11 protein-coding genes are annotated in these 19,198 nt (G+C 74.5%); 7 read left to right on the top strand and 4 right to left on the bottom strand.

Features of this window, described 5'->3' with window-relative positions; genetic code table 11:
- Positions 1 to 20: 20 nt before the first annotated feature.
- Genes EV684_RS13770 through EV684_RS13760 form a run of 3 tightly spaced genes read right to left on the bottom strand, consistent with a single transcriptional unit; the run spans position 21 to position 1,902 of the window.
- Positions 21 to 323 carry an STAS domain-containing protein gene (locus tag EV684_RS13770; RefSeq protein ID WP_132647857.1) on the bottom strand — a complete coding sequence of 101 codons (303 nt, stop codon included), beginning with the start codon at positions 321 to 323 and terminating at the stop codon, positions 21 to 23.
- A 15-nt stretch (positions 324 to 338) separates the two neighbouring features.
- The gene (locus EV684_RS13765; RefSeq protein ID WP_009858027.1) at positions 339 to 707 is read right to left on the bottom strand and encodes a response regulator; all 369 of its coding nucleotides are present in this window, start codon (positions 705 to 707) and stop codon (positions 339 to 341) included.
- Between the two features lie 28 nt (positions 708 to 735).
- Complete coding sequence (locus EV684_RS13760) at positions 736 to 1,902, bottom strand: methyl-accepting chemotaxis protein (protein ID WP_132647856.1); 1,167 nt, start codon at positions 1,900 to 1,902, stop codon at positions 736 to 738.
- A 285-nt stretch (positions 1,903 to 2,187) separates the two neighbouring features.
- Between EV684_RS13760 and EV684_RS13755 the strand changes: the two genes are divergently transcribed.
- Together EV684_RS13755 and ggt are read left to right on the top strand one after the other, a co-directional pair.
- Positions 2,188 to 2,502 carry a hypothetical protein gene (locus EV684_RS13755; RefSeq protein ID WP_242478686.1) on the top strand — a complete coding sequence of 105 codons (315 nt, stop codon included), beginning with the start codon at positions 2,188 to 2,190 and terminating at the stop codon, positions 2,500 to 2,502.
- Between the two features lie 101 nt (positions 2,503 to 2,603).
- On the top strand, positions 2,604 to 4,472 hold the full coding sequence (gene ggt / locus EV684_RS13750; protein ID WP_132647855.1) for a gamma-glutamyltransferase: 1,869 nt from the start codon (positions 2,604 to 2,606) through the stop codon (positions 4,470 to 4,472).
- On the opposite strand, the gene EV684_RS13745 is transcribed toward ggt, so the two are convergent.
- Complete coding sequence (locus EV684_RS13745; protein ID WP_242478685.1) at positions 4,473 to 5,984, bottom strand: methyl-accepting chemotaxis protein; 1,512 nt, start codon at positions 5,982 to 5,984, stop codon at positions 4,473 to 4,475.
- Positions 5,985 to 6,236: 252 nt separating this feature from the next.
- On the opposite strand from EV684_RS13745, the gene recC reads away from it, so the two are divergent.
- Genes recC through EV684_RS13720 form a run of 5 tightly spaced genes read left to right on the top strand, consistent with a single transcriptional unit; the run spans position 6,237 to position 18,955 of the window.
- Complete coding sequence (gene recC / locus EV684_RS13740; RefSeq protein WP_132647853.1) at positions 6,237 to 9,572, top strand: exodeoxyribonuclease V subunit gamma; 3,336 nt, start codon at positions 6,237 to 6,239, stop codon at positions 9,570 to 9,572.
- Positions 9,569 to 13,204 carry an exodeoxyribonuclease V subunit beta gene (recB, locus tag EV684_RS13735; RefSeq protein ID WP_132647852.1) on the top strand — a complete coding sequence of 1,212 codons (3,636 nt, stop codon included), beginning with the start codon at positions 9,569 to 9,571 and terminating at the stop codon, positions 13,202 to 13,204. The genes recC and recB overlap by 4 nt, the downstream gene beginning before the upstream one ends.
- Positions 13,204 to 15,222 (top strand): exodeoxyribonuclease V subunit alpha, encoded by a 2,019-nt coding sequence (gene recD / locus EV684_RS13730; protein ID WP_200222438.1) that lies wholly within the window; start codon positions 13,204 to 13,206, stop codon positions 15,220 to 15,222. Before recB ends, recD begins: the two co-directional genes overlap by 1 nt.
- Entirely contained in the window at positions 15,219 to 16,325 is a 1,107-nt protein-coding gene (locus tag EV684_RS13725) for a metallophosphoesterase family protein (RefSeq protein WP_132647851.1), read from the top strand. The genes recD and EV684_RS13725 overlap by 4 nt, the downstream gene beginning before the upstream one ends.
- On the top strand, positions 16,322 to 18,955 hold the full coding sequence (locus EV684_RS13720) for an AAA family ATPase (protein WP_132647850.1): 2,634 nt from the start codon (positions 16,322 to 16,324) through the stop codon (positions 18,953 to 18,955). The genes EV684_RS13725 and EV684_RS13720 overlap by 4 nt, the downstream gene beginning before the upstream one ends.
- Positions 18,956 to 19,198 lie beyond the last annotated feature (243 nt).

Genomic DNA, 19,198 nt, shown 5'->3' with positions numbered 1-19,198 from the left:
TTCTCCCTGGGGCGGCGGCGTCAGTGCGACGCCGGCGGGTTGAGCGGGGCGCCGAAGTGGGCGGCGAGGTCCAGCACGGCGAAGGCATCGAGCACCGCCGGGCTGTGGCGCACGAGGCGCAGCACGCCGCCGCGCGCCGCGGCGCTCTTGGCGGCGGCCATCAGCAGCTGCACGCCGGCGCTGTCGAACTCGGTCACGCCGGCCAGGTCGACCTCGAGGTCGGCGCCGTGCTGGTCGAGCGCGGCGAGCAGCGCCTGGCGCAGCTCGGCGGCGCGGTAGATCGTCAGTTCGCCTTCGATGGCGAGCGTCGTCGGGTTGCTCATCGTCGACTCCGGTGGCTAGGGCAGCACGAGCTTCTGCACCACCGCCAGCAGCTGCGGCGGGCTGAAGGGCTTGACCACCCAGGCCTTGGCGCCGGCGGCCTGACCCTCGGCCTTCTTGTTCGCCGCCGACTCGGTGGTCAGCATCACGATCGGCGTGAAGCGGTAGGCCGCGAGCTGCTTGACCGCCTTGACGAAACCGATGCCGTCGAGGTTGGGCATGTTCACGTCGCTGACGATGAGGTGGATCTTGGCGCCCGTCAGCTTGCGCAGCGCGTCGGCGCCGTCGCAGGCCTCGAGCACGTCGTAGCCGGCGCCGCGAAGGGCAATGGCGACGACCTGGCGCAGCGAGGCCGAGTCGTCGACGATCATGATGGTCTTGGCCATGTCGGCGTTTCCTGTGCTGCCGGGGTGATCAGAAGAAGGTGACGGCCTCTTCGGCCGGCGCCGGTGCGGCAGGCGCCGCGGCTGCCGAGCGTCCCGTCTCGGCGGCGTGTTCGTCGGCCATTGCGTAGCTGCGGCGCAGCTCGTCCATCAGCACCGCGGTGTCCAGTGGCGTGGCGGGGAGCTCGCCTGCCAGGCGGTCCAGGTGCTGCAGGCTGTCGCGCACGTGGCTCAGCCGCTGGCTGACCCGGTCCTGGAACTGCAGCTGCACCAGCGCCTCGACGACCTCGGCCTGGATGCCCTGGCTGTCGCCCTGCAGCCGTGCGGCGGCGTCTTCGAGCGAGCGCGTCACGCCCTCGAAGTCCGACAGCACGCGCTGGATCGCCTGGCCCGACGCGGCGAGCATCTCGCCTTCGGTGCTCTCGGACTGGCGCGCGTCGCCGCAGGCCTTGAGGATGGCGTTGGAGATCGCGTCCACGTCGCGCGCCATGCGCTCGCCGGTCGAAGCCGACTGCGCCGAGAGCTTGCGCACTTCCTGCGCCAGCACGCCGAAGCCGCGGCCCTCGGGGCCGGCGTGTGCGGCCTCGATCGCGGCGTTGATCGCCAGCAGGTTGGTCTTGGAGGCGATGGCCGACACCTCGACGGCCATCTCGCGCAGTTCGGCGACGAAAGGCACGAGCTGCTGCACCGCCTGACGCAGCTCGGCGTTGCCGCCGGTGGCGCGACGCAGCGACTCGAGGATGCCTTCGAGGTCGTGGCGGCTGCGCAGCTGCACTTCGCCGGCACCGTGGTCGCCGCCGCTGCCCGCCGCGGCCAGCGTGGTGTCCAGGCGCGAGACGATGGCGCCGAAACGTTCGGTCAGCGCGCAGACGGCGGCCTCGGTCTGGCCACGCGCGCCCTCGACATGGGCGGCCCACAGCGGCGCCAGCTCGGTGCCCAGCGCACGCTGCGCGGCGGCCCATTCGCCGGCCAGGTGGTCGCGCTCGCGGCGGGCGAGGTCCACGCGCCGGTCGCCGATGCCGGCGGCCAGCACCGCCGCCAAGGCGCCGGCGCAGGCCCAGAGCTGCCCCTCGCCGGCCCAGGCGATCAGCAGCGCCAGCGGCAGCGCGATCGTGGTCGCGGGCCAGCGCCAGGGCAGCCGCAGGGGGCTGCCTTTCGGATCGGCCGCCGGCAGGGACGGCAAGGAGAGTTCGGTCATGGGTCGGCCAGGAGTCCGGCGCCGTACCGGAAGCGGTAGGTTTGCCGTATGCATACGCTTATCGTCCCTGGGCGACCGGAATTGAGGCGCGCTGAAGCGTCTTGATCACCGGGAAGAACTCCGTCACGGAACCCTTTTGGAACCCACAAAAACGACACCAAGCCTTTGATTGCAAACGATAAATATGATGACAACGGGGCCGTCCGGCGATGGCCGGGATCGCCCCATCACGGCCCGCAGGCCGGCACGCCTAGACTCGGCACGACTTCCCAGGAGAGCCCTGCGATGAGATCGACCCTGCGCCTCGTGTTCGGCCCCGACGAACTGACGGTGAACCTGCCCGAGCACGACAAACCCTGGGCCGCCGACGAGGCCCGCCGCTGGCTCGACGACCAGTTCGTCGCCAACGACTGCGAGCCGCTGCGCGCGCTGGGCAAGGTGCTGGTGGCCGACAAGCTGGCCGCGATCGCGCGTGCGATCGGCCTGCAGGGCTTCCACGACGACGAGGCCTTCCGCATGGACTTCGCGCGCGCGGCCTCGGCGGCACTGGCGCGCGACCTGGTCAAGGTCGACGCCGAGACCGGCAAGGTCACGTTCTGATACCGCGCCGCCGACGGCGGCAGGGTCTTGGCCTTGCCGCCTATGGACGGCGGCGCGAGCATCGCCCGGCCGCGGGCGCCGCCTGCGATGCGGAGATCACGATGACACTCGATTCCCGCGCCGCCGCCGTGCCGCTGGCCGCGCTGCTGCTGCTCGCCCCGCTCGCCCCCGAGGCGCTCGCGCGCGACGTCGCGAAGCCCGGGCCACGTCTGGCGGCCGTCGCCGAGGCAGCCAAGGTCCAGGGGCTCAAACGCGGTGTCGTCGCCACCGCCAACCCCTACGCGGCCGAAGCCGGCGCGCGCATCCTCGGCTGGGGCGGCAACGCGATCGACGCCGCGGTGGGCATCGCCTACGCGCTCAACGTCGTCGAGCCGCAGTCCGCCGGCATCGGCGGTGGCGGTTTCATGATGGTCCACCTCGCCGAGACCGGCGAGACCTTCGTGCTCGACAGCCGCGAGACCGCACCGGCCGGCGCGACGCCGGACATGTTCGTCGGCGTGCCCAGCGCCTCGCTGCAGGGCGTGGCCGTCGGCGTGCCAGGCATGGTGCGCGGCACCGCCTGGGCGGTCGAACACTGGGGCCGGCTCAAGCTCGGCCAGGTGGTGCAGCCGGCGATCCGGCTCGCGTCACAGGGCTTCGAGGCGACGCCGCGCTACGTCAGCGCGAGCTGCAACGCCCGCGCCCGCAACTCGCCCGAAGCCGAGGCCTTCTTCTGCCCCGGCGGCGTGCCGCCGGCCGTCGGCCAGCTGATCCGCAACGAGCCGCTGGCCGAGACGCTGCGCCTGATCGCCACGCGCGGGCCGGACTGCTTCTACGTCATGAAGCCCGAACTCGGCTGCGACATCGCCAAGGGCATCGTCGAAGGCCAGAAGTTCACGCGCGGCGAGCCCGGCAGCAAGGGCGGCAGCATGACCTACACCGACCTGCAGGGTTACCAGCCAGCGCTGCGCGTGCCGGTCGAAGGGCGCTATCGCGGCTGGACGCTGAAATCGATGCCGCCGCCGTCCTCGGGCGGTCTGACGGTGCTGCAGATGCTGGCGATGGTCGAACGTTTTCCGATCGGCGATGCAAGCCAGGGCTGGGGCTTCGGCGAACCGAAGACCGTTCAGACCATGGTCGAGGCGATGCGCCTGGCCTTCGCCGACCGCGCCGTCTGGATGGGCGACGACGACTTCGTGCACGTGCCGGCCACCGGCCTGCTGGATCCCGAGTACGTCGCCCAGCGCAGCGCGCAGATCGTGCCCGAGGTTCGCGCCCAGCCCGACCCGACGGCCGGCGACCCGCGCCCTTATGACGTCAAGCCGCTGCGCAGCAGCCGCCCGCTGGCGGTCGCCGCGCCGGTCAACGGCCCCGGCGAAACGACGACGCACTTCTCGGTCGTCGACCGCTGGGGCAACATGGTGTCCTACACCAACACCATCGAGTCCTCGCACGGCATCGGCGTCTTCGCCGGCTACACGCGCGAGGACGGCAGCTTCCGCAACTTCGGCTTCCTGCTGAACAACGAGCTGACCGACTTCAACCTCGCGCCCACCGTCAACCCGTACACCGGCGCGGCCGGCACGAACGACGTGCAGCCCGGCAAGCGCCCGCGCAGCAGCATGGCGCCGACGATGATCTTCACGCCCGAGGGCCAGCCGGTCGTGGCCTACGGCTCGCCGGGCGGGGCGACGATCATCAACTCGGTGTTCAACGTGACGCTGAACCTCGTCGACCACGGCATGGGGCTGCAGCAGGCGATCGACGCGCCGCGCGTCTCGGTCGCCAGCGCCGGCAGCAACGTCGCCACCGAGACGGCGATGCCGCAGTCCACGGTGGACGCGCTGAAGGCGCTGGGCTACTCGGTGTCGATCACCGACATCGGCTCGGTGCAGGCGGTGCTCGTCGACCCGGTGACCGGGCGCCAGTACGGCGCCGCCGACGCGCGCCGCGAAGGCACCGTCATCGCCTTGCCGCGACGCCAGCCCTGATCAGGCGCTGACGCGGAAGATCTGCACCGCGCGCACCAGCGTCGCGGCACGCGCTTCCAGCGACACGCAGGCCGCGGCGGCCTGTTCGGCCAGCGCCGCGTTCTGCTGCGTCGACTGGTCGATCGTCGAGATCGCGCCGTTGACCTCGGCGATGCCCTGCGACTGCTCGCCGGTCGCATGGGTGATCTCGGCGACCAGCGTGCCGACGCGGTGCACCGACTGCACGACGTCGGCGATCACGCTTTCGGCGGTCTGCACGCGGCGCGCGCCGTCGGTCACCTGCTGGACCGAGCTGCCGATCAGCTCGCGGATCTCCTTGGCCGCCTGGCTGCTGCGCTGGGCCAGCGCACGCACCTCGCTGGCGACGACGGCGAAACCGCGGCCCTGCTCGCCGGCGCGCGCGGCCTCGACCGCGGCGTTGAGCGACAGGATGTTGGTCTGGAAGGCGATGCCTTCGATCACCTGGATGACCTCGGCGACACGTTTGGACGAGGACTCGATCGCGTCCATCGTCTTCACCAGCTCGACGACGGCCTCGCCACCGCGGCTGGCGACGCCGCGTGCGTCCTCGCTGACACGCGCCACCTGCTGCGCGGTGCCGGCCGTGGCCTTGACGGTGCCGGTGATCTGCTCCATCACCGAAGCCGTGCGCTGGACCTCGGAGGACTGGGTCTCGGTGCGCTGCGACAGGTCGTTGCTGCCCTGGGCGATCTCCTTGGACGCCGAGGTCATGCCCGAGACCTCGGCGCGCACGTCGGCGACGATGGCCTGCATGTTCAGGTTGGCCAGCCAGATGTTGCGCGTCAGCTTGCCCAGCGGGTGGCGCGGGTCGTAATCGATGTGGCCGGTGAGGTTGCAGCCGGCGATCTGCGCCGCCGTCTGCGTGCACTCGTCCAGGCGCTTGCCGACCGAGAGGTGGAACCAGGTGCCGATGACGCCGCAGCCCACGGCCGTGGCCAGCATCTCCGCCCACAGCGCGTCGAAGTACCAGCCGGCCAGCGACGCGCCGAGGAACAAGGCGACCAGCGCGCCGACCACACGCACCGTCAGCGACATGCGGAACACGCGGTACGGCAGATCGCGCAGGCCGTGGTAGCGCACGCCGCCGGCGTGCAGGCGGATCGTGTGGCGGCCCGACTCGCGTTCGGCCTTGAGCTTCGCGTACAGCGCCTCGGCGCCGCGGATCTGCTCGCGTGTGGGTTTCTGGCGCACCGACATGTAGCCGATGGGCTTGCCGTTCTCCAGCACCGGCGTGACGTTGGCGACGACCCAGTAGTGGTCGCCGTTCTTGCAGCGGTTCTTCACCACCGCCGACCACGGCCGACCGTGGCCGATGGTCTGCCACATGTCCTTGAAGGCTTCCGGCGGCATGTCCGGGTGGCGAACCATGTTGTGCGGCTGGCCGATCAGCTCGGCGTAGTCGAAGCCGCTGAGGCGCACGAACGCGTTGTTGCAGTGCGTGATGCGGCCCTGCGCGTCGGTGGTCGACACCAGCACGCTGCCGTCATCCATTTCAACCTCGCGCTGGGTCACGGGTTCGTTCAATCGCATGCCGGGAGCCTTTCCGTCCAACAGCCTCTGCGGGCCGTATCGGCGGAATTTCGGCTGGACAGCGTCTGAACTTGAATCAATCCGGCGCTGCCGACGAACAATAGTTCTCATCCTGTGCGATGGCACAAGCTCAGGCCATGAGCCTGATGCGGCTCAGACTGGCGGCGGATGCCCCCGGTGGCGCCCCCGCCACGCTCTAGACTCCCCGCGCCGATGCTGTCGCTGCACTTCTCCAACCGTTTCGAAGCCCTGGCCACGCTGCTGGGCGCGCACCTGGCCGCGCCGCGCGAGGACCTGTTCGTCGCCGACGAGATCGTCGTGCCCAGCGCCGCGCTGCGCCGCCGGCTGACGCTGGAGTTCGCCCAGGTCGAAGGCGTCTGCGCGCACCTGCATTTCGACTATCTGGCGCAATGGCTGTGGCGCCAGATCGCCGCCGTCGTGCCGGGCATCGACGCCGAACGTTCGCCGTTCGCGCCCGAGGTGCTGGCCTGGCGCGTCTGGCGCGCGCTGGGCGACCGCGACTGGGTGGCTCAGCACCCGCGGCTGACGGGCTACCTGGCGCAGGCCGACGAGGTGATGCGCTGGGAGCTGGCCGAACGCATCGCCGCCACCGTCGAGCAGTACGTCACCTACCGCCCCGAATGGCTGGCCGAGTGGCTGGCCGGGCGGCCGGTCGCCTTCCCCGGCGGCGCGGCGCCGGCCGACGCCGCCTGGCAGGCCGATCTCTGGCGGCGCGTCGTCGCCGAGACCGGCGTCTCGGGCCGGCATCCGATCGAAGGGTTCATCGACACGCTGTCGCGCCCCGGCGGCGCGGCGCGCGCCCGCGAAGCCGGGCTGCCCGAGCGCGTGCACGTCGTCGCGCTGCCGACGATGCCGCCGCTGCACGCGCGCCTGCTGGCGGCGCTGGGGCGGGCGATCGAGGTCGAGGTCTACCTGCTCAACCCCTGCCGCGAATACTGGTTCGAGCTCGTCGACCCGCGCCGCCTGGCCTGGCTGCAGGCCACCGGGCGCGACGCCGGCCACGAGGTCGGCAACCGGTTGCTGGCCGGCTGGGGCAAACAGACCCAGGCCCAGATCGACGGCCTGCTCGACGCCGCCGGCGACGCCGTCGTCGACGAGCACCTGTTCGTCCAGCCGCCGGAGCACACGCTGCTCGGCCGGCTGCAGGGCGCGATCCTCGACTCGGTCGAACTCGACGCGGGATCGGCCGCCGATCTGGCCGGCGAACGCAGCATCGAGTTCCACGTCGCGCACTCGCGCACCCGCGAGCTGGAGGCGCTGCACGACCGGCTGCTGGCGCTGTTCGCCGCCGACGCCACGCTGACGCCCGGCGACGTGCTCGTCGTCACGCCCGACCTGGAAGCCGCCGCGCCGCTGGTCGACGCGGTCTTCGGCACCGTGCCGGCCGAGCGCCGCATCCCCTACGCCGTCACCGGCCGCGCGCGCAGCGGCCAGGACCCGGCGGCGCGGGCGCTGCTGGCGCTGCTGTCGCTGACCGCCTCGCGTGTGGCCGCCAGCGAGCTGTTCGCGCTGCTGCAGCAGCCGGCGGTGGCGCGGCGTTTCGGCCTGGACGAACCGGCGCTGGAACGGCTGCACGGCTGGCTGCTCGCCAGCGGCCTGCACTGGGGCCTGGACGCCACGCACCGCGCCGGTTTCGACCTGCCGGCCGAAGCCCGCCACACGCTGGCCGACGCGCTGGACCGGCTGTTCCTCGGCCACGCGCTGCCGGCCGGCGCCGAGTCGCCGCTGCCCGGGCTGCTGCCGGCCGGCGACGCCGAAGGCTCGGCCGCGGCGACGCTGGGCGCCTTCTGGCGTTATGCCGAGGCGCTGCGCTGGCTGCAGGCCGAAAGCGTGCGCCCGCGCCCGGCCGCGGCCTGGGCGCGGCTGCTGCATGCGGCGCTGGACCGTTTCGTCGCCCCGGCCGGCGACGAGCTGCCGGCGCTGCGTGAACTGCGCGCGACGATCGCCCGCCTGGCCGACGACGTCGCCTCCGGCGCCGGCGCGACGACGGCGCTGCCGCTGGCCGTGCTGCGCCGCGCGCTCGAAGCCCGGCTGGACGACCCGGCGCGCGGCGGTGTGCCCTCGGGCGCCGTCACCTTCTCGGCGATGAGCAGCCTGCGCGGCCTGCCCTACCGCGTCGTCTGCGCCATCGGCCTGGACGACGGCGCCTTCCCGACGACGGCCCGCCCGCCCGAGTTCGATCTGATCGCGCTGGCGCCGCGGCGTGGCGACCGCCAGCGCCGCCACGACGAGCGCAACGTCTTCCTCGACCTGCTGCTGGCCGCGCGCGAGCACCTGCACCTGAGCTGGCGCGGCCGCAGCGTGCGCGACAACGCGCCGCTGCCGCCGTCGGTGCTGGTCGCCGAGCTGCTGGAGCTGCTGGCCGCGGCCACGGCCGAAGACCCCGACGATCCGGCTTCGGTGGCCGCGGCGCGCCAGCGCCTGGTCGTCGAACACCCGTTGCAGTCCTTCGCGCCCGAGCTCTTCGACGCCGCAGCCGACACCCGCCGGCGCAGCCACGACGCCGAACTCGCCGCCGCGCTGCGCGCCGGCGCCGTGGCCGCGGCGCTGCCGCCGGCCACCGAGGCCGAGGTCGGCGATGACGAAGAAGAGGAAGCCGACGCCACCCCGGACCCCGCGCTGCCCTTCTTCACCACGCCACTGCCGCCGCCCGGCCCCGAGTGGCGCACGCCGACGCTGCTGCAGCTCGTGGAGTTCTTCCGCCAGCCGACGCGTTTCCTGCTGCGCCGGCGGCTGCAGATCGCGCTGCAGTTCGACGAGGCCGCGCTGGAAGACGACGAACCGCTGGTCGCCGACACGCTGGCGCGCCGCGCCTTCGCCGAGCGCCTGCTGCCGCCGCTGCTGGCCGGCCTCGAACCCGGGGCCGCCCTGCGCCGGGCCGAAGCCGGCGTCGAGCTGCCGTCGGGCACGCTGGGCCGCTGCCAGCGCGACGCCGAGTTCGCGCGTGTCTCCGGCTTCGCCGAACGCGTGCGCGAGGCGCTGGCCGAGCCGGTGCTCGACGCCCAGGGCGCCGAAATGGACTTCGATCTCGGCGGCGAACGCTGGACCGTCGCCGCCGGCTTCGCCGACCTGCGCGCCAGCGGCCTCGTGCGCTGGCGCTGGGGCGTGCTGCGGGGCGCCGACCTGCTCGAAGCCTGGCTGCACCACCTGGTGCTGGCGGCCGCGGCGCCGCCCGGCGTCGCGCCGCGCACGCGCTGGCTGCTGAGCAACGGCGAGCTGGTGCTGCACGCCCCCGAGGCGCCGCGTGAACATCTGGCCGCGCTGCTGCGCCTGTACCGCCGCGGCCTGGCCGAGCCGCTGCGGCTGTACCCGCGGACCTCGCTGGCGATGGTGCAGCAGGGCTGGGCTGCGGCGCTGAAGCGCTGGACGCCGAGCGAACGTGCGCCTTATGCCGAAGGCGGCGAGGAGGCGATTCGCCTGGCCTGGCGCGGCCGCGAAGCCGAGGCGCTGGAAGGCGACTTCGAGGACCTGGCGCAGGCCGTCTTCTCCCCGCTGCTGGCCCACGCCGAAGGGAGCGCGCTGAAATGAGCCCCCTCGTCGCGCGTCCGCTGGACGTCTTCGCCTGCCCGCTGGACGGCATCGCGCTGGTCGAGGCCTCGGCCGGCACCGGCAAGACCTGGAACCTCTGCGGCCTGTTCCTGCGCCTGCTGCTCGAGCGCCGGCTCGAGGTGCAGCAGGTGCTGGTCGTCACCTTCACCAACGCCGCCACCGCCGAGCTGCGCGAGCGCATCCGCGCCCGCCTGGTCGACGTGCAGGCCGCGCTCGACGGCCGCCCGGCGGCGCTGGCCGACCCCTTCGTCGCCGGGCTGCTGGCCGCGCTGCGCCGGCCCGACATCGGCCTGGACGACGCCGAGATGCGCGCCCGCGTCGACCGCGCGCTGCAGACCTTCGACGAAGCGGGGATCTTCACGATCCACGGCTTCTGCCAGCGTGCGCTGGCCGACGCGCCGTTCGCGTCGGCGATGCCGCTGCGCCAGGAGCTGGGCGACGACGCGGCGCTGGTGCGCGAAGTGGTGTTCGACTTCTGGCGCCGCCACGTCGCCGGCGGCACGCTGCCGGCCGGTGTCGCCGAGCTGCTGCTGTCGCGTGGCGACACGCCCGAAGCCTGGGTCGAGCTGGTGCGCCGGCGCAGCGCCAAGCCGCTGGCGCGCCTGGTCTGGCCGGCGGTGCTGGACGAGCCGGTCGCCGCCGACACGACGGCGCTGGACCTCGCGTTCGACGACGCCCGCCAGCTCTGGAGCGCCGAGCGCGAGACCGTGCTCGCTGCCGTTCACGAGGCGCTGCCGCGGCTCAATGCCAACCGCTACAAAACCGACAGCGTCGCCACCGCGGCACGCTGCTGGGACGAGATCGCCGCCGCGCCGTCGGCGCTGCTGGCGCCGTCCGACAAGCTGCTGGACAAAGGCAAGGCCGCGCTGCTCGGCGCCGCGAAGCTGCAGCCGAAAAAAGGCCTGGCGCCGCCGGCGCCGCACGCCTTCTTCGAGGCCGCCGACGCGCTGCTGGAAGCGCTGGCCGCGGCACGCGCCGCGCTGGAAGTCGAACGCCTGCGCCTCGTGCGCCGGCTGCTCGAAGACGCGCCCGAACGTCTGCGCGCGCTGAAGCGCGAACGGCGTGTGCTGGCCTTCGACGACATGCTGCAGAACCTGCACGAGCGCCTGACCGGCGGCGCCTGCCCGCAGCTGGCTGCGGCGCTGAAAGCCCGTTTCCCGGCGGCGCTGATCGACGAGTTCCAGGACACCGACCCGCTGCAGTGGGCGATCTTCGAAGCCGTCTACGGCGCCGGCGACGCGCCGCTGTTCCTGATCGGCGACCCCAAGCAGGCGATCTACAGCTTCCGCAACGCCGACCTGAACACCTATCTCGCGGCGCGGCGCAGCGCCACCGCGAGCTGGACGCTGGCGCAGAACCAGCGTTCGTCCGAGCCGCTGCTGGCGGCGCTGAACGGCCTCTTCGGCCACCAGCCGCGCGCCTTCATGCAGGACGGGCTGGACTACCAGCCGGTGGACTACGGCGCCAAGCCGCGCGCGGCCTTCGCCGACCGCGGCGCCGAACGCGCCGCGCTCGAACTCTGGTCGCTGCCGCGCGACGACGAAGGCCAGCCGCTGGCCAAGAGCAACGCGATGGCCGGCGCCGCCGCGGCCTGCGCCGCCGAGATCGCACGCCTGGTCGACGCCGGCCGCCGTGGCGAAGCGACGCTGGCCGGCCGCGGCCTGGCCGCCGGCGACATCGCGGTGCTGGTGCGCAGCCACCGCCAGGGCGCCCGCATGCGCCAGGCGCTGGCGGCGCTGGGCGTGGCCAGCGTCGAGCTGTCGCAGGCCAGCGTCTTCGCCAGCCGCGACGCCGAAGACCTGGAGCGCCTGCTCGGCGCGGTGCTGGAACCGGCCAATGCCGCGCGGCTGCGCGCCGCTCTGGCGACCGAGGCGATGGGCTTCGACGCCGCACGCATCGCCGCGCTGGCCGACGACGAGGCGGCGCTGGCCGAGCTGGTGCAGCGTTTCGCCGCCTACCGCGAGACCTGGTTCACGCGCGGCGTCGCGGTGATGCTGCGGCGCTGGATGCAGGACGAAGGCGTCGCCGCGCGGCTGCTGTCGCGCGCCGACGGCGAACGCCGCATGACCAACTGGCTGCATCTGGCCGAATGCCTGCAGCGCGCCGCCGAGACCACCACCTCGCCCGAGGCGCTGCAGCGCTGGCTGCACGACGAACGCCGTGCGCCCGGCGGCGACGAGGAGGCGCAGCTGCGCCTGGAGTCCGACCGCAACCTGGTGCAGATCGTCACCATCCACAAGAGCAAGGGCCTGGAGTACCCGGTCGTCTTCTGCCCCTTCGTCTTCGACGGCCACGCCGGCGGCGGTGGCACGGACGGCGAAGGCCGCGAGCTGCACGACGCCGCGGGGCAGCAGCTCTGGGCCTTCGGCGACGCCGAGGTCGAGCCCGGCAGCGAGGAACGTGCGAAGGTCGAACACGCCGCCGAGACGCTGCGCCTGCTCTACGTCGCGCTGACGCGCGCGGTGCACCGGCTGGTGCTGGTCGTCGGGCCTTACGGGGTGCGCAAGTCGGCGGCCGAAAGCGCACGCGCCTTGCTCAACTGGTTCGTCGCCGACGGCCAGGACGCCCCGGCCGACTGGCTGAAAGGCAAACGCACGCCGGAAGAAGTCGACGCCGCCTGGTTGACCTTCGCCGCCGCGCACCCGCACACGGTCGCGCTGCGCACGCTGCCCGACGCGCCCGGCACGCCGCTGGCCGCCGAGGCCGCCGACCCCGAGGCCATCGTCGCGCTGCCGGCGCCGGCCGTGCCGCCGGCCTGGTGGATCGGCAGCTACAGCAGCCTGACCCAGGGCCTGCGCCACGAAGGCGCGGCCCAGGACCGCGACGAGGCCCAGCGCCCGGCGCGCCGCGCCGCGCCGGCGGCGCTGGCCGCCGACGACGTGCTGCGTTTCCCGCGCGGCGCGGTGGCCGGCGAATGCCTGCACACGCTGTTCGAACACGCCGACTTCGCCGACGCCGCACGCTGGCCCGAGGCCGCGGCGCGTGCGCTGGCCGCGCACCCGCCCGAAGCCGAGGCCGACGCCGGCCGGCGGGTGCCGATGCTGGAGAGCCTGCTCGGCGACGTGCTGGCGACACGGCTGCCGGGCGGCGTCGTGCTCGGCGACCTGCCGCCGGGCAAACGCCTGGCCGAGCTGGAGTTCACGCTGCCGGCGCCGGCGCTGGCCGCCGACGCGCTGGCCGCAGTGCTGCGCGAGGCCGGCCTGCCGGTGCCGGCGCTGGCCTTCGGCACGCTGCGCGGCTACCTGCGCGGCTTCATCGACCTGATCTTCGAGCACCGCGGCCGCTGCCACGTGCTCGACTGGAAGTCCAACCACCTGGGCTGGACCGCCGCCGACTACGGCCCCGAGCCGGTGACACGCGAGGTCGCCGCGCACGGCTATCAGCTGCAGGCGCTGCTGTACCTCGTCGCGCTGCACCGCTGGCAGCGTGCACGCCGCGCCGGTTACGACCCCGAGCGCCACCTCGGCGGCGCGATGCTGCTGTTCGTGCGCGGCGTGCGCCCGGGCTGGCGCAACGCCGACGGCAGCGCCGCCGGCGTCTGGGCCTACCGGCCCAGCGTCGCGCTGATCGAGCGCCTGTCGGCGCTGTTCGACGCCGTGGAGAACACCTGATGAGCCGCCGCCGCACGCCCGACGAGGCCACGCTGCCGCTGTTCGCCGACGAACCGGCGCCGCCGCCGGTCGTGGCCCCACCGCCCGAACCGGCGCCCGACGCCGGCTGGGTCGGGGACCTGCCCGAGGACGCCCTGCCCGACCTCGACGTCTTCTTCGAGGAAGACGGCGGCGTGATCGACGCCGAGCCGGAGCCCGAGACGCCCGAAACGGCGGACGAGACGCCGGCCCGCCCCGAAACACCGGCCGAAGCGCTGGCCGCCGGCCTGGGCGCGCACGTCGAAGCCTGGTCGCGCCGCCTCGGTGCCGAGGCCGACGACGCCCGCGCCGCCGGCCGCGCCGCCGAAGCGCTGTCGCGCGCCACCGCCGCCGGCCACGTCTGCCTGATGCTGGACGAACTCGACGGCGAGCCCGGCGACTGGCGCGCCCGGCTCGAAGCCTCGCGCGTCGTCGGCCCGGCGCACGCACCCGGCGCGGCGCCGCTGGTGCTCGACGCCGACGGCCGGCTGTACCTGCAGCGCGACTTCGACCACGAGCGCCGCCTCGCCGCGCGGCTCAAGGCCGCGGCGCGGCCGGTGCCCGGCGCGCTGGACGCCGCCGCCCGCGCGCGGCTGGCCGAACTCTTCGCCGCCAACACCAGCACCGACGACGCGCCCGACTGGCAGCGTGCCGCCGCCGCGCTGGCGCTGCGCCAGCGCCTGGCCGTCATCAGCGGCGGCCCGGGCACCGGCAAGACGACGACCGTCGTCGCGCTGCTCGCCTGCCTGCTGGCCGACAACCCCGAGGCACGCATCGCGCTGGCCGCGCCCACCGGCAAGGCCGCGGCACGCATGACCGAGGCGATCCGCGGCCGTGCCGCGCAGCTGCCCGAGGCGATCCGCGCGCGGCTGCCGCAGGAGGCCAGCACCGTGCACCGGCTGCTGCGCGCCGGGCCCGACGGCTTCTTCCACGGCGCCGAGCGGCCGCTGGCGATCGACGCGCTGGTCGTCGACGAAGCCTCGATGCTGGACCTGGCGCTGGCGCGCCGGCTGCTCGACGCGGTGCCGGCGCACGCGCGCATCGTGCTGCTCGGCGACAAGGACCAGCTCGCCGCGGTCGAGAGCGGCGCCGTCTTCGCCGAACTGAGCGCCGACACGACGCTGACGCCCGGCTGCCGCGCCGAACTCGCCGCGGCTTGCGGCGTCAGCCCCGAGGCGCTGCAGCCGCCGCCGGCCGCCGCGCCGGCGCTGGCCGACAGCGTGGTCTGGTTCCGTCGCACCTTCCGTTTCGCCGCCGACTCGGGCATCGGCCGGCTGGCCGGCCTGGTCAACGGCGGCCGCGCCGACGAGGCGCTGGCCTGGCTGGGCGCCGGCGGCGACGCCTCGGTGCAGTGGCTGGACGACCGCGGCGCCGAACCCGGCGTGGCGGTGCGCGAGGCCATCGCCGCCGGCTTCGCGCCCTACGTCGAGGCGCTGCGCCGCGACCCGCAGGACGCCGCCGCGGCGATGCGCGCCTTCGATGGCTTTCGTGTGCTCTGCGCGACACGCGACGGCGCCCGCGGCGTCGCCGGCGTCAACGCGTTCGCGGCGACCTTGCTGCGCCGCGCGCTCGGCGCCGCACCCGGCGCCTGGTACCCCGGCCGGCCGGTGATGGTGCGCCGCAACGACTACGTGCTGCGGCTGTTCAACGGCGACATCGGCCTGGCGCTGCCCGACGCCCAGGGCCGGCTCGACGTCGTCTTCCCGGCGCCCGGCGGCGGCTGGCGCCGCGTCGCGCCGGCACGGCTGCCGCCGCACGACACCGCTTTCGGCATGACGGTGCACCAGTCGCAAGGCTCGGAGTTCAGCGACCTGCTGCTGCTGACGCCCGACCGCCCGCTGCGCGCGATGACACGCGAGCTGCTCTACACCGGCATCACACGCGCCCGCCAGCGTGTCACGCTGGCCGGCCCGGCCGCGGCGCTGACGGCCGCGGTGCGCTCGCCGACGCGGCGCCGCTCGGGCCTGGCCGCCCGCCTGCACGAACTGGAATCCCGATGACCACGCTGATCCACACCGCCGACTGGCAGATCGGCCGCCAGTACGGCGGCTTCGAACCCGAGGACGCGGCGGCGCTGGCCGACGCACGTTTTGCCGCCGTCGAACGCATCGCGCATCTGGCCGCCGACGAACAGGCCGACGCGGTGCTCGTCGCCGGCGACGTCTTCGACGCCCAAGGCGTCTCGGCACGCACGATCCGCCGGATGTTCAACGCCATGGAGCCCTTCGCCGGCCCCTGGGTGCTGATCCCCGGCAACCACGACGCCGCGCTGGCCGAAGGCGTGTGGCGCCACGCGCTGCGCCTGGGCGTCGTGCCGGCGAACGTGAAGCTGGCGCTGGAGCCCGGCGTCGTCGAACTGCCCGAGGCGCGTGCCGCGGTGCTGTGCGCGCCGCTGACCCAGCGCCACACCTACACCGACCTCACCGAGGCCTTCGACGGCTGGACCACGCCCGAAGGCTGGCTGCGCCTGGGGCTGGCGCACGGCGCGGTGCAAGGCCTGCTGGCCGAGGACATCGACTCGGCCAACCCGATCGCCCCCGACCGCGCAGAACGTGCGCGCCTGGACTACCTGGCGCTGGGCGACTGGCACGGTGCCAAACGCATCGCCGAACGCTGCTGGTACGCCGGCACGCCCGAGCAGGACCGTTTCAAGGACAACGGCGCCGGCCAGGTGCTGCGTGTGCGCCTCGCCGGCCCCGGCGCCGTGCCCGAGGTCCAGGCGCTGCCGCTGGGCCGCCACCGCTGGCGCACGCTGGAGCGCCGGCTGGCCGTGCCGTCCGACGTCGAGGCGCTGGTCGCCGAGCTCGCCGCCTGCGGCGCCGACGAGGTGCTGCAGCTGACGCTCGCCGGCACGCTGGACCTGGCCGGCCGCGCCCGCCTGGACGAAGCCATCGCCGCCGCCGAGGCGCGGGTGCGTGCGCTGCGCTGCGAGCGCGGCGGCCTGCGTCTGGCGCCGACCGCCGAAGACCTGGCCGCGCTGCACGCCGACGGCTACCTCGGCGAGGTGCTGGCCGAGCTGCGCGAAGCCGACGGCCCGGTCGAGCAGGAGGCGCTGGCGCTGCTCGCCGGCCTGCTGGCCGGGCGCGAGGAGGCCGCGGCATGAAGATCACCCGGCTGCGTGTCGCCGAGCTGCGGCGCTTCCGCGAACCCTTCGAGATCACCGGCTTCGCCCCAGGCCTGAACGTCTTCGCCGCACCCAACGAAAGCGGCAAGAGCACGCTGGTGCGCGCGATCCGCGCCGCCTTCTTCGAGCGCCACCGCTCCAGCGGCGCCGAAGACCTGCGGCCCTGGGGCGACTCGGCCGCGGCGCCGACCGTCGAACTGGACTTCACGCTCGGCGGCAGCGACTACCGGCTGGTGAAGAGCTTTCTGCAGAAGAAACGCTGCGAACTGGTCGCCGGCGCGCGGCGCTGGGAAGGCGCCGAGGCCGAGGACCACCTGGCCGAGCTGCTGGGCTTCGAGTACGCGCTGAAGGGCGCCAGCGGCCAGAAACACTGGGGCATCCCGGGGCTGCTGTGGGTCGAACAAGGCACGACGCAGGCCATCGCCGAGCCGGTGGAACACGCCGCGGCACATCTGCAGCGCGCGCTGAACGCCTCGCTCGGCGAAGTCGCGGCCACCGGCGGCGACGAGGTGCTGGACCGTGTGCGCCTGCTGCGCCGCGAGCTGCTGACCGCCACCGGCCGGCCCACCGGCGCGCTGGCCGAAGCCCAGCGGGCCGCCGAAGACAGCGCTGCCCGCGTCGCCGAGACCGAAGCCGCGGTACACCGCCACGCCGAGCAGGTCGACCGGCTCAAGCGCCTGCGCGACGAACACGAGGCCGAGACACGCGAGGCGCCGTGGAAGGCGCTGCGCGAGCAGCTCGCCCAGGCCGAGACCGCACTCGCCACCGCCGACGGCCTGCAGCGCGAACACGACGCGGCGGCCGCCACGCTGCGCCAGGCCGACGGGCTGGCCGGGTTGCTGCGCCAGCAGATCGCCGACGAGGGCCAGCGCCAGCAGCAACTGGCGACACGCGAAACCACGCGCGCCGCCGCCCAGCGCCGGCACGAAGCGGCCACCGGCACCGAGGCCGCCGCGCGCCAGGCGCTGGCCGCCGCCGAGACGCGCTTCGCCGCCGCACGCGCCGCGCTGGCGCTGGCGCGCCAGGAGCAGACCCGCGCCCAGCTCGGCCGCGACCTCGCCGCCGCGCGCCAGGCCGCCGACACCGCCGCTGCGGCGCTGGAACGCGCCCGCGCCGAGGCCACCCGCGCCACTGCGCTGCACCGCGAGGCCGACACGCTGGCCGTGCCGCCCGCCGAGCTGAAGACGCTGCGCCAGCACAGCCAGCGCCTGCACGAACTCGGCATCCGCCAGGACGCGGTCGCGACCCGGCTGGCCTTCGAGCTGCAGGCCGACGCCGGCGTCGCGCTCGACGGCGCGCCGCTCGTGGGCCAGGGCGAACGACGGCTGACCCAGGCCGCGACGCTGTCGCTGCCCGGCGGCACGATCACCGTCGTGCCCGGCGGCGAGGACCTGGCGGCGCTGGTGCGTGAACACGACCGCCTTGCCGACGACCGTGCGGCGCTGCTGCAGCGCCTGGGGCTGGCCTCGGCCGACGAGGCCGAAGCGCGCGCCGCGGCGCACGCGCTGAAGTCGCGGGAAGCCGAGACCGCCCGGCAGGCCCTGGCGCTGCTGGCGCCGCAAGGGCTGGACACGCTTGAAGCCGAGCTGTCGCGCGCCCAGGCACGCCGCGCCGAAGCCGAACAGGCGCTGGCCGCGCTGCCGCCGGCGCCCGAGGCCGCGCCGCCGGCCGTCGCCGCCGCCGAGGCCGAATCCGCAGCCGCCGAACAGGCACGCGCCGACGCCGCGCGCCAGGCCGAGGCCCGCCAGCGCGAACGTGCCACCGCCGAAGCCGAGCACCAGGCCGCCGAGCGGGAGCACCAGGCGCTGGCCGCGGCGCTGGCCGCCCCGGAGCGCGCCGAGGCCCAGCGCCGCCAGCAGCTCGCGCTCGCCGATGCCCAGGCCCAGCAGGCCGCGGCGCAGGCCCGGCTGGAGGCGGTGCAGACACGCATCGCCGCCGTGCGCGCGGACATCCTGCGCCAGGACGTCGAACGCCTGCGCCGCAGCGCCGACGAAGCCGAACGCGCCCACCGCGCCCGCGAACTCGAAGTCGCACGCCTGGCCGCCGAACTCGCCGCCGTCGGCGCGCAAGGCCTGGACGAACAGCTCGCCGGCGAACGCGCCGCCGCCGACCACGCGGCACGCCGCCGCGACGAGCTGCAGCGCCGCGCCGACGCGCTGGACCTGCTGGCCACCAAGCTCGACGCCCGCCGCCAGGCGCTGACACGCCGGCTGCAGGCGCCGCTGCAGAAACACCTGGACCACTACGCCTCGCTGCTGTTCCCGGCCGGGCGGCTGGAAGTCGGCGAGAGCCTGCGCCCCGAGGTGCTGGCGCGGCCCGGGCACCGCGGCGAGGAACGCGGCGCCTTCGAGACGCTGTCCTTCGGCGCGCGCGAGCAGCTCGGCCTGGTCTGCCGCCTGGCCTACGCCGACCTGCTGCGCGAAGCCGGGCGGCCGACGCTGGTGATCCTCGACGACGCGCTGGTGCACACCGACGCCGAGCGCCTGGAGCGCATGAAACGCATCGTCTTCGACGCCTCGCAGCGCCACCAGCTGCTGGTCTTCAGCTGCCACCCGGCGCAGTGGCGCGACCTGGGCGTGCCGGTGCGGCGGCTGGACACGGCCGGCTGAGCCCCCGGCCCCGCCGGCACGCACCCGCCGTCCCCTCTCCCGCCCGCGGGAGAGGGCCAGGGTGAGGGTGGCGGCATGCCACGAGCCCTCACCCCAGCCCTCTCCCGCACCTGCGGGAGAGGGAGCAGGCCTCAGCGGCGGTGCAGTCCACAAGGGGCGCACCACGCCCGCAGCCCGGCCCCGCCGGCACGCACCCGCCGTCCCCTCTCCCGCCCGCGGGAGAGGGCCAGGGTGAGGGTGGCG

The sequence above is a fragment of the Rubrivivax gelatinosus genome (genome assembly GCF_004340905.1).
GTDB lineage: Bacteria > Pseudomonadota > Gammaproteobacteria > Burkholderiales > Burkholderiaceae_C > Rubrivivax > Rubrivivax gelatinosus.
This window is presented reverse-complemented; position numbering and strand designations above follow the sequence as displayed.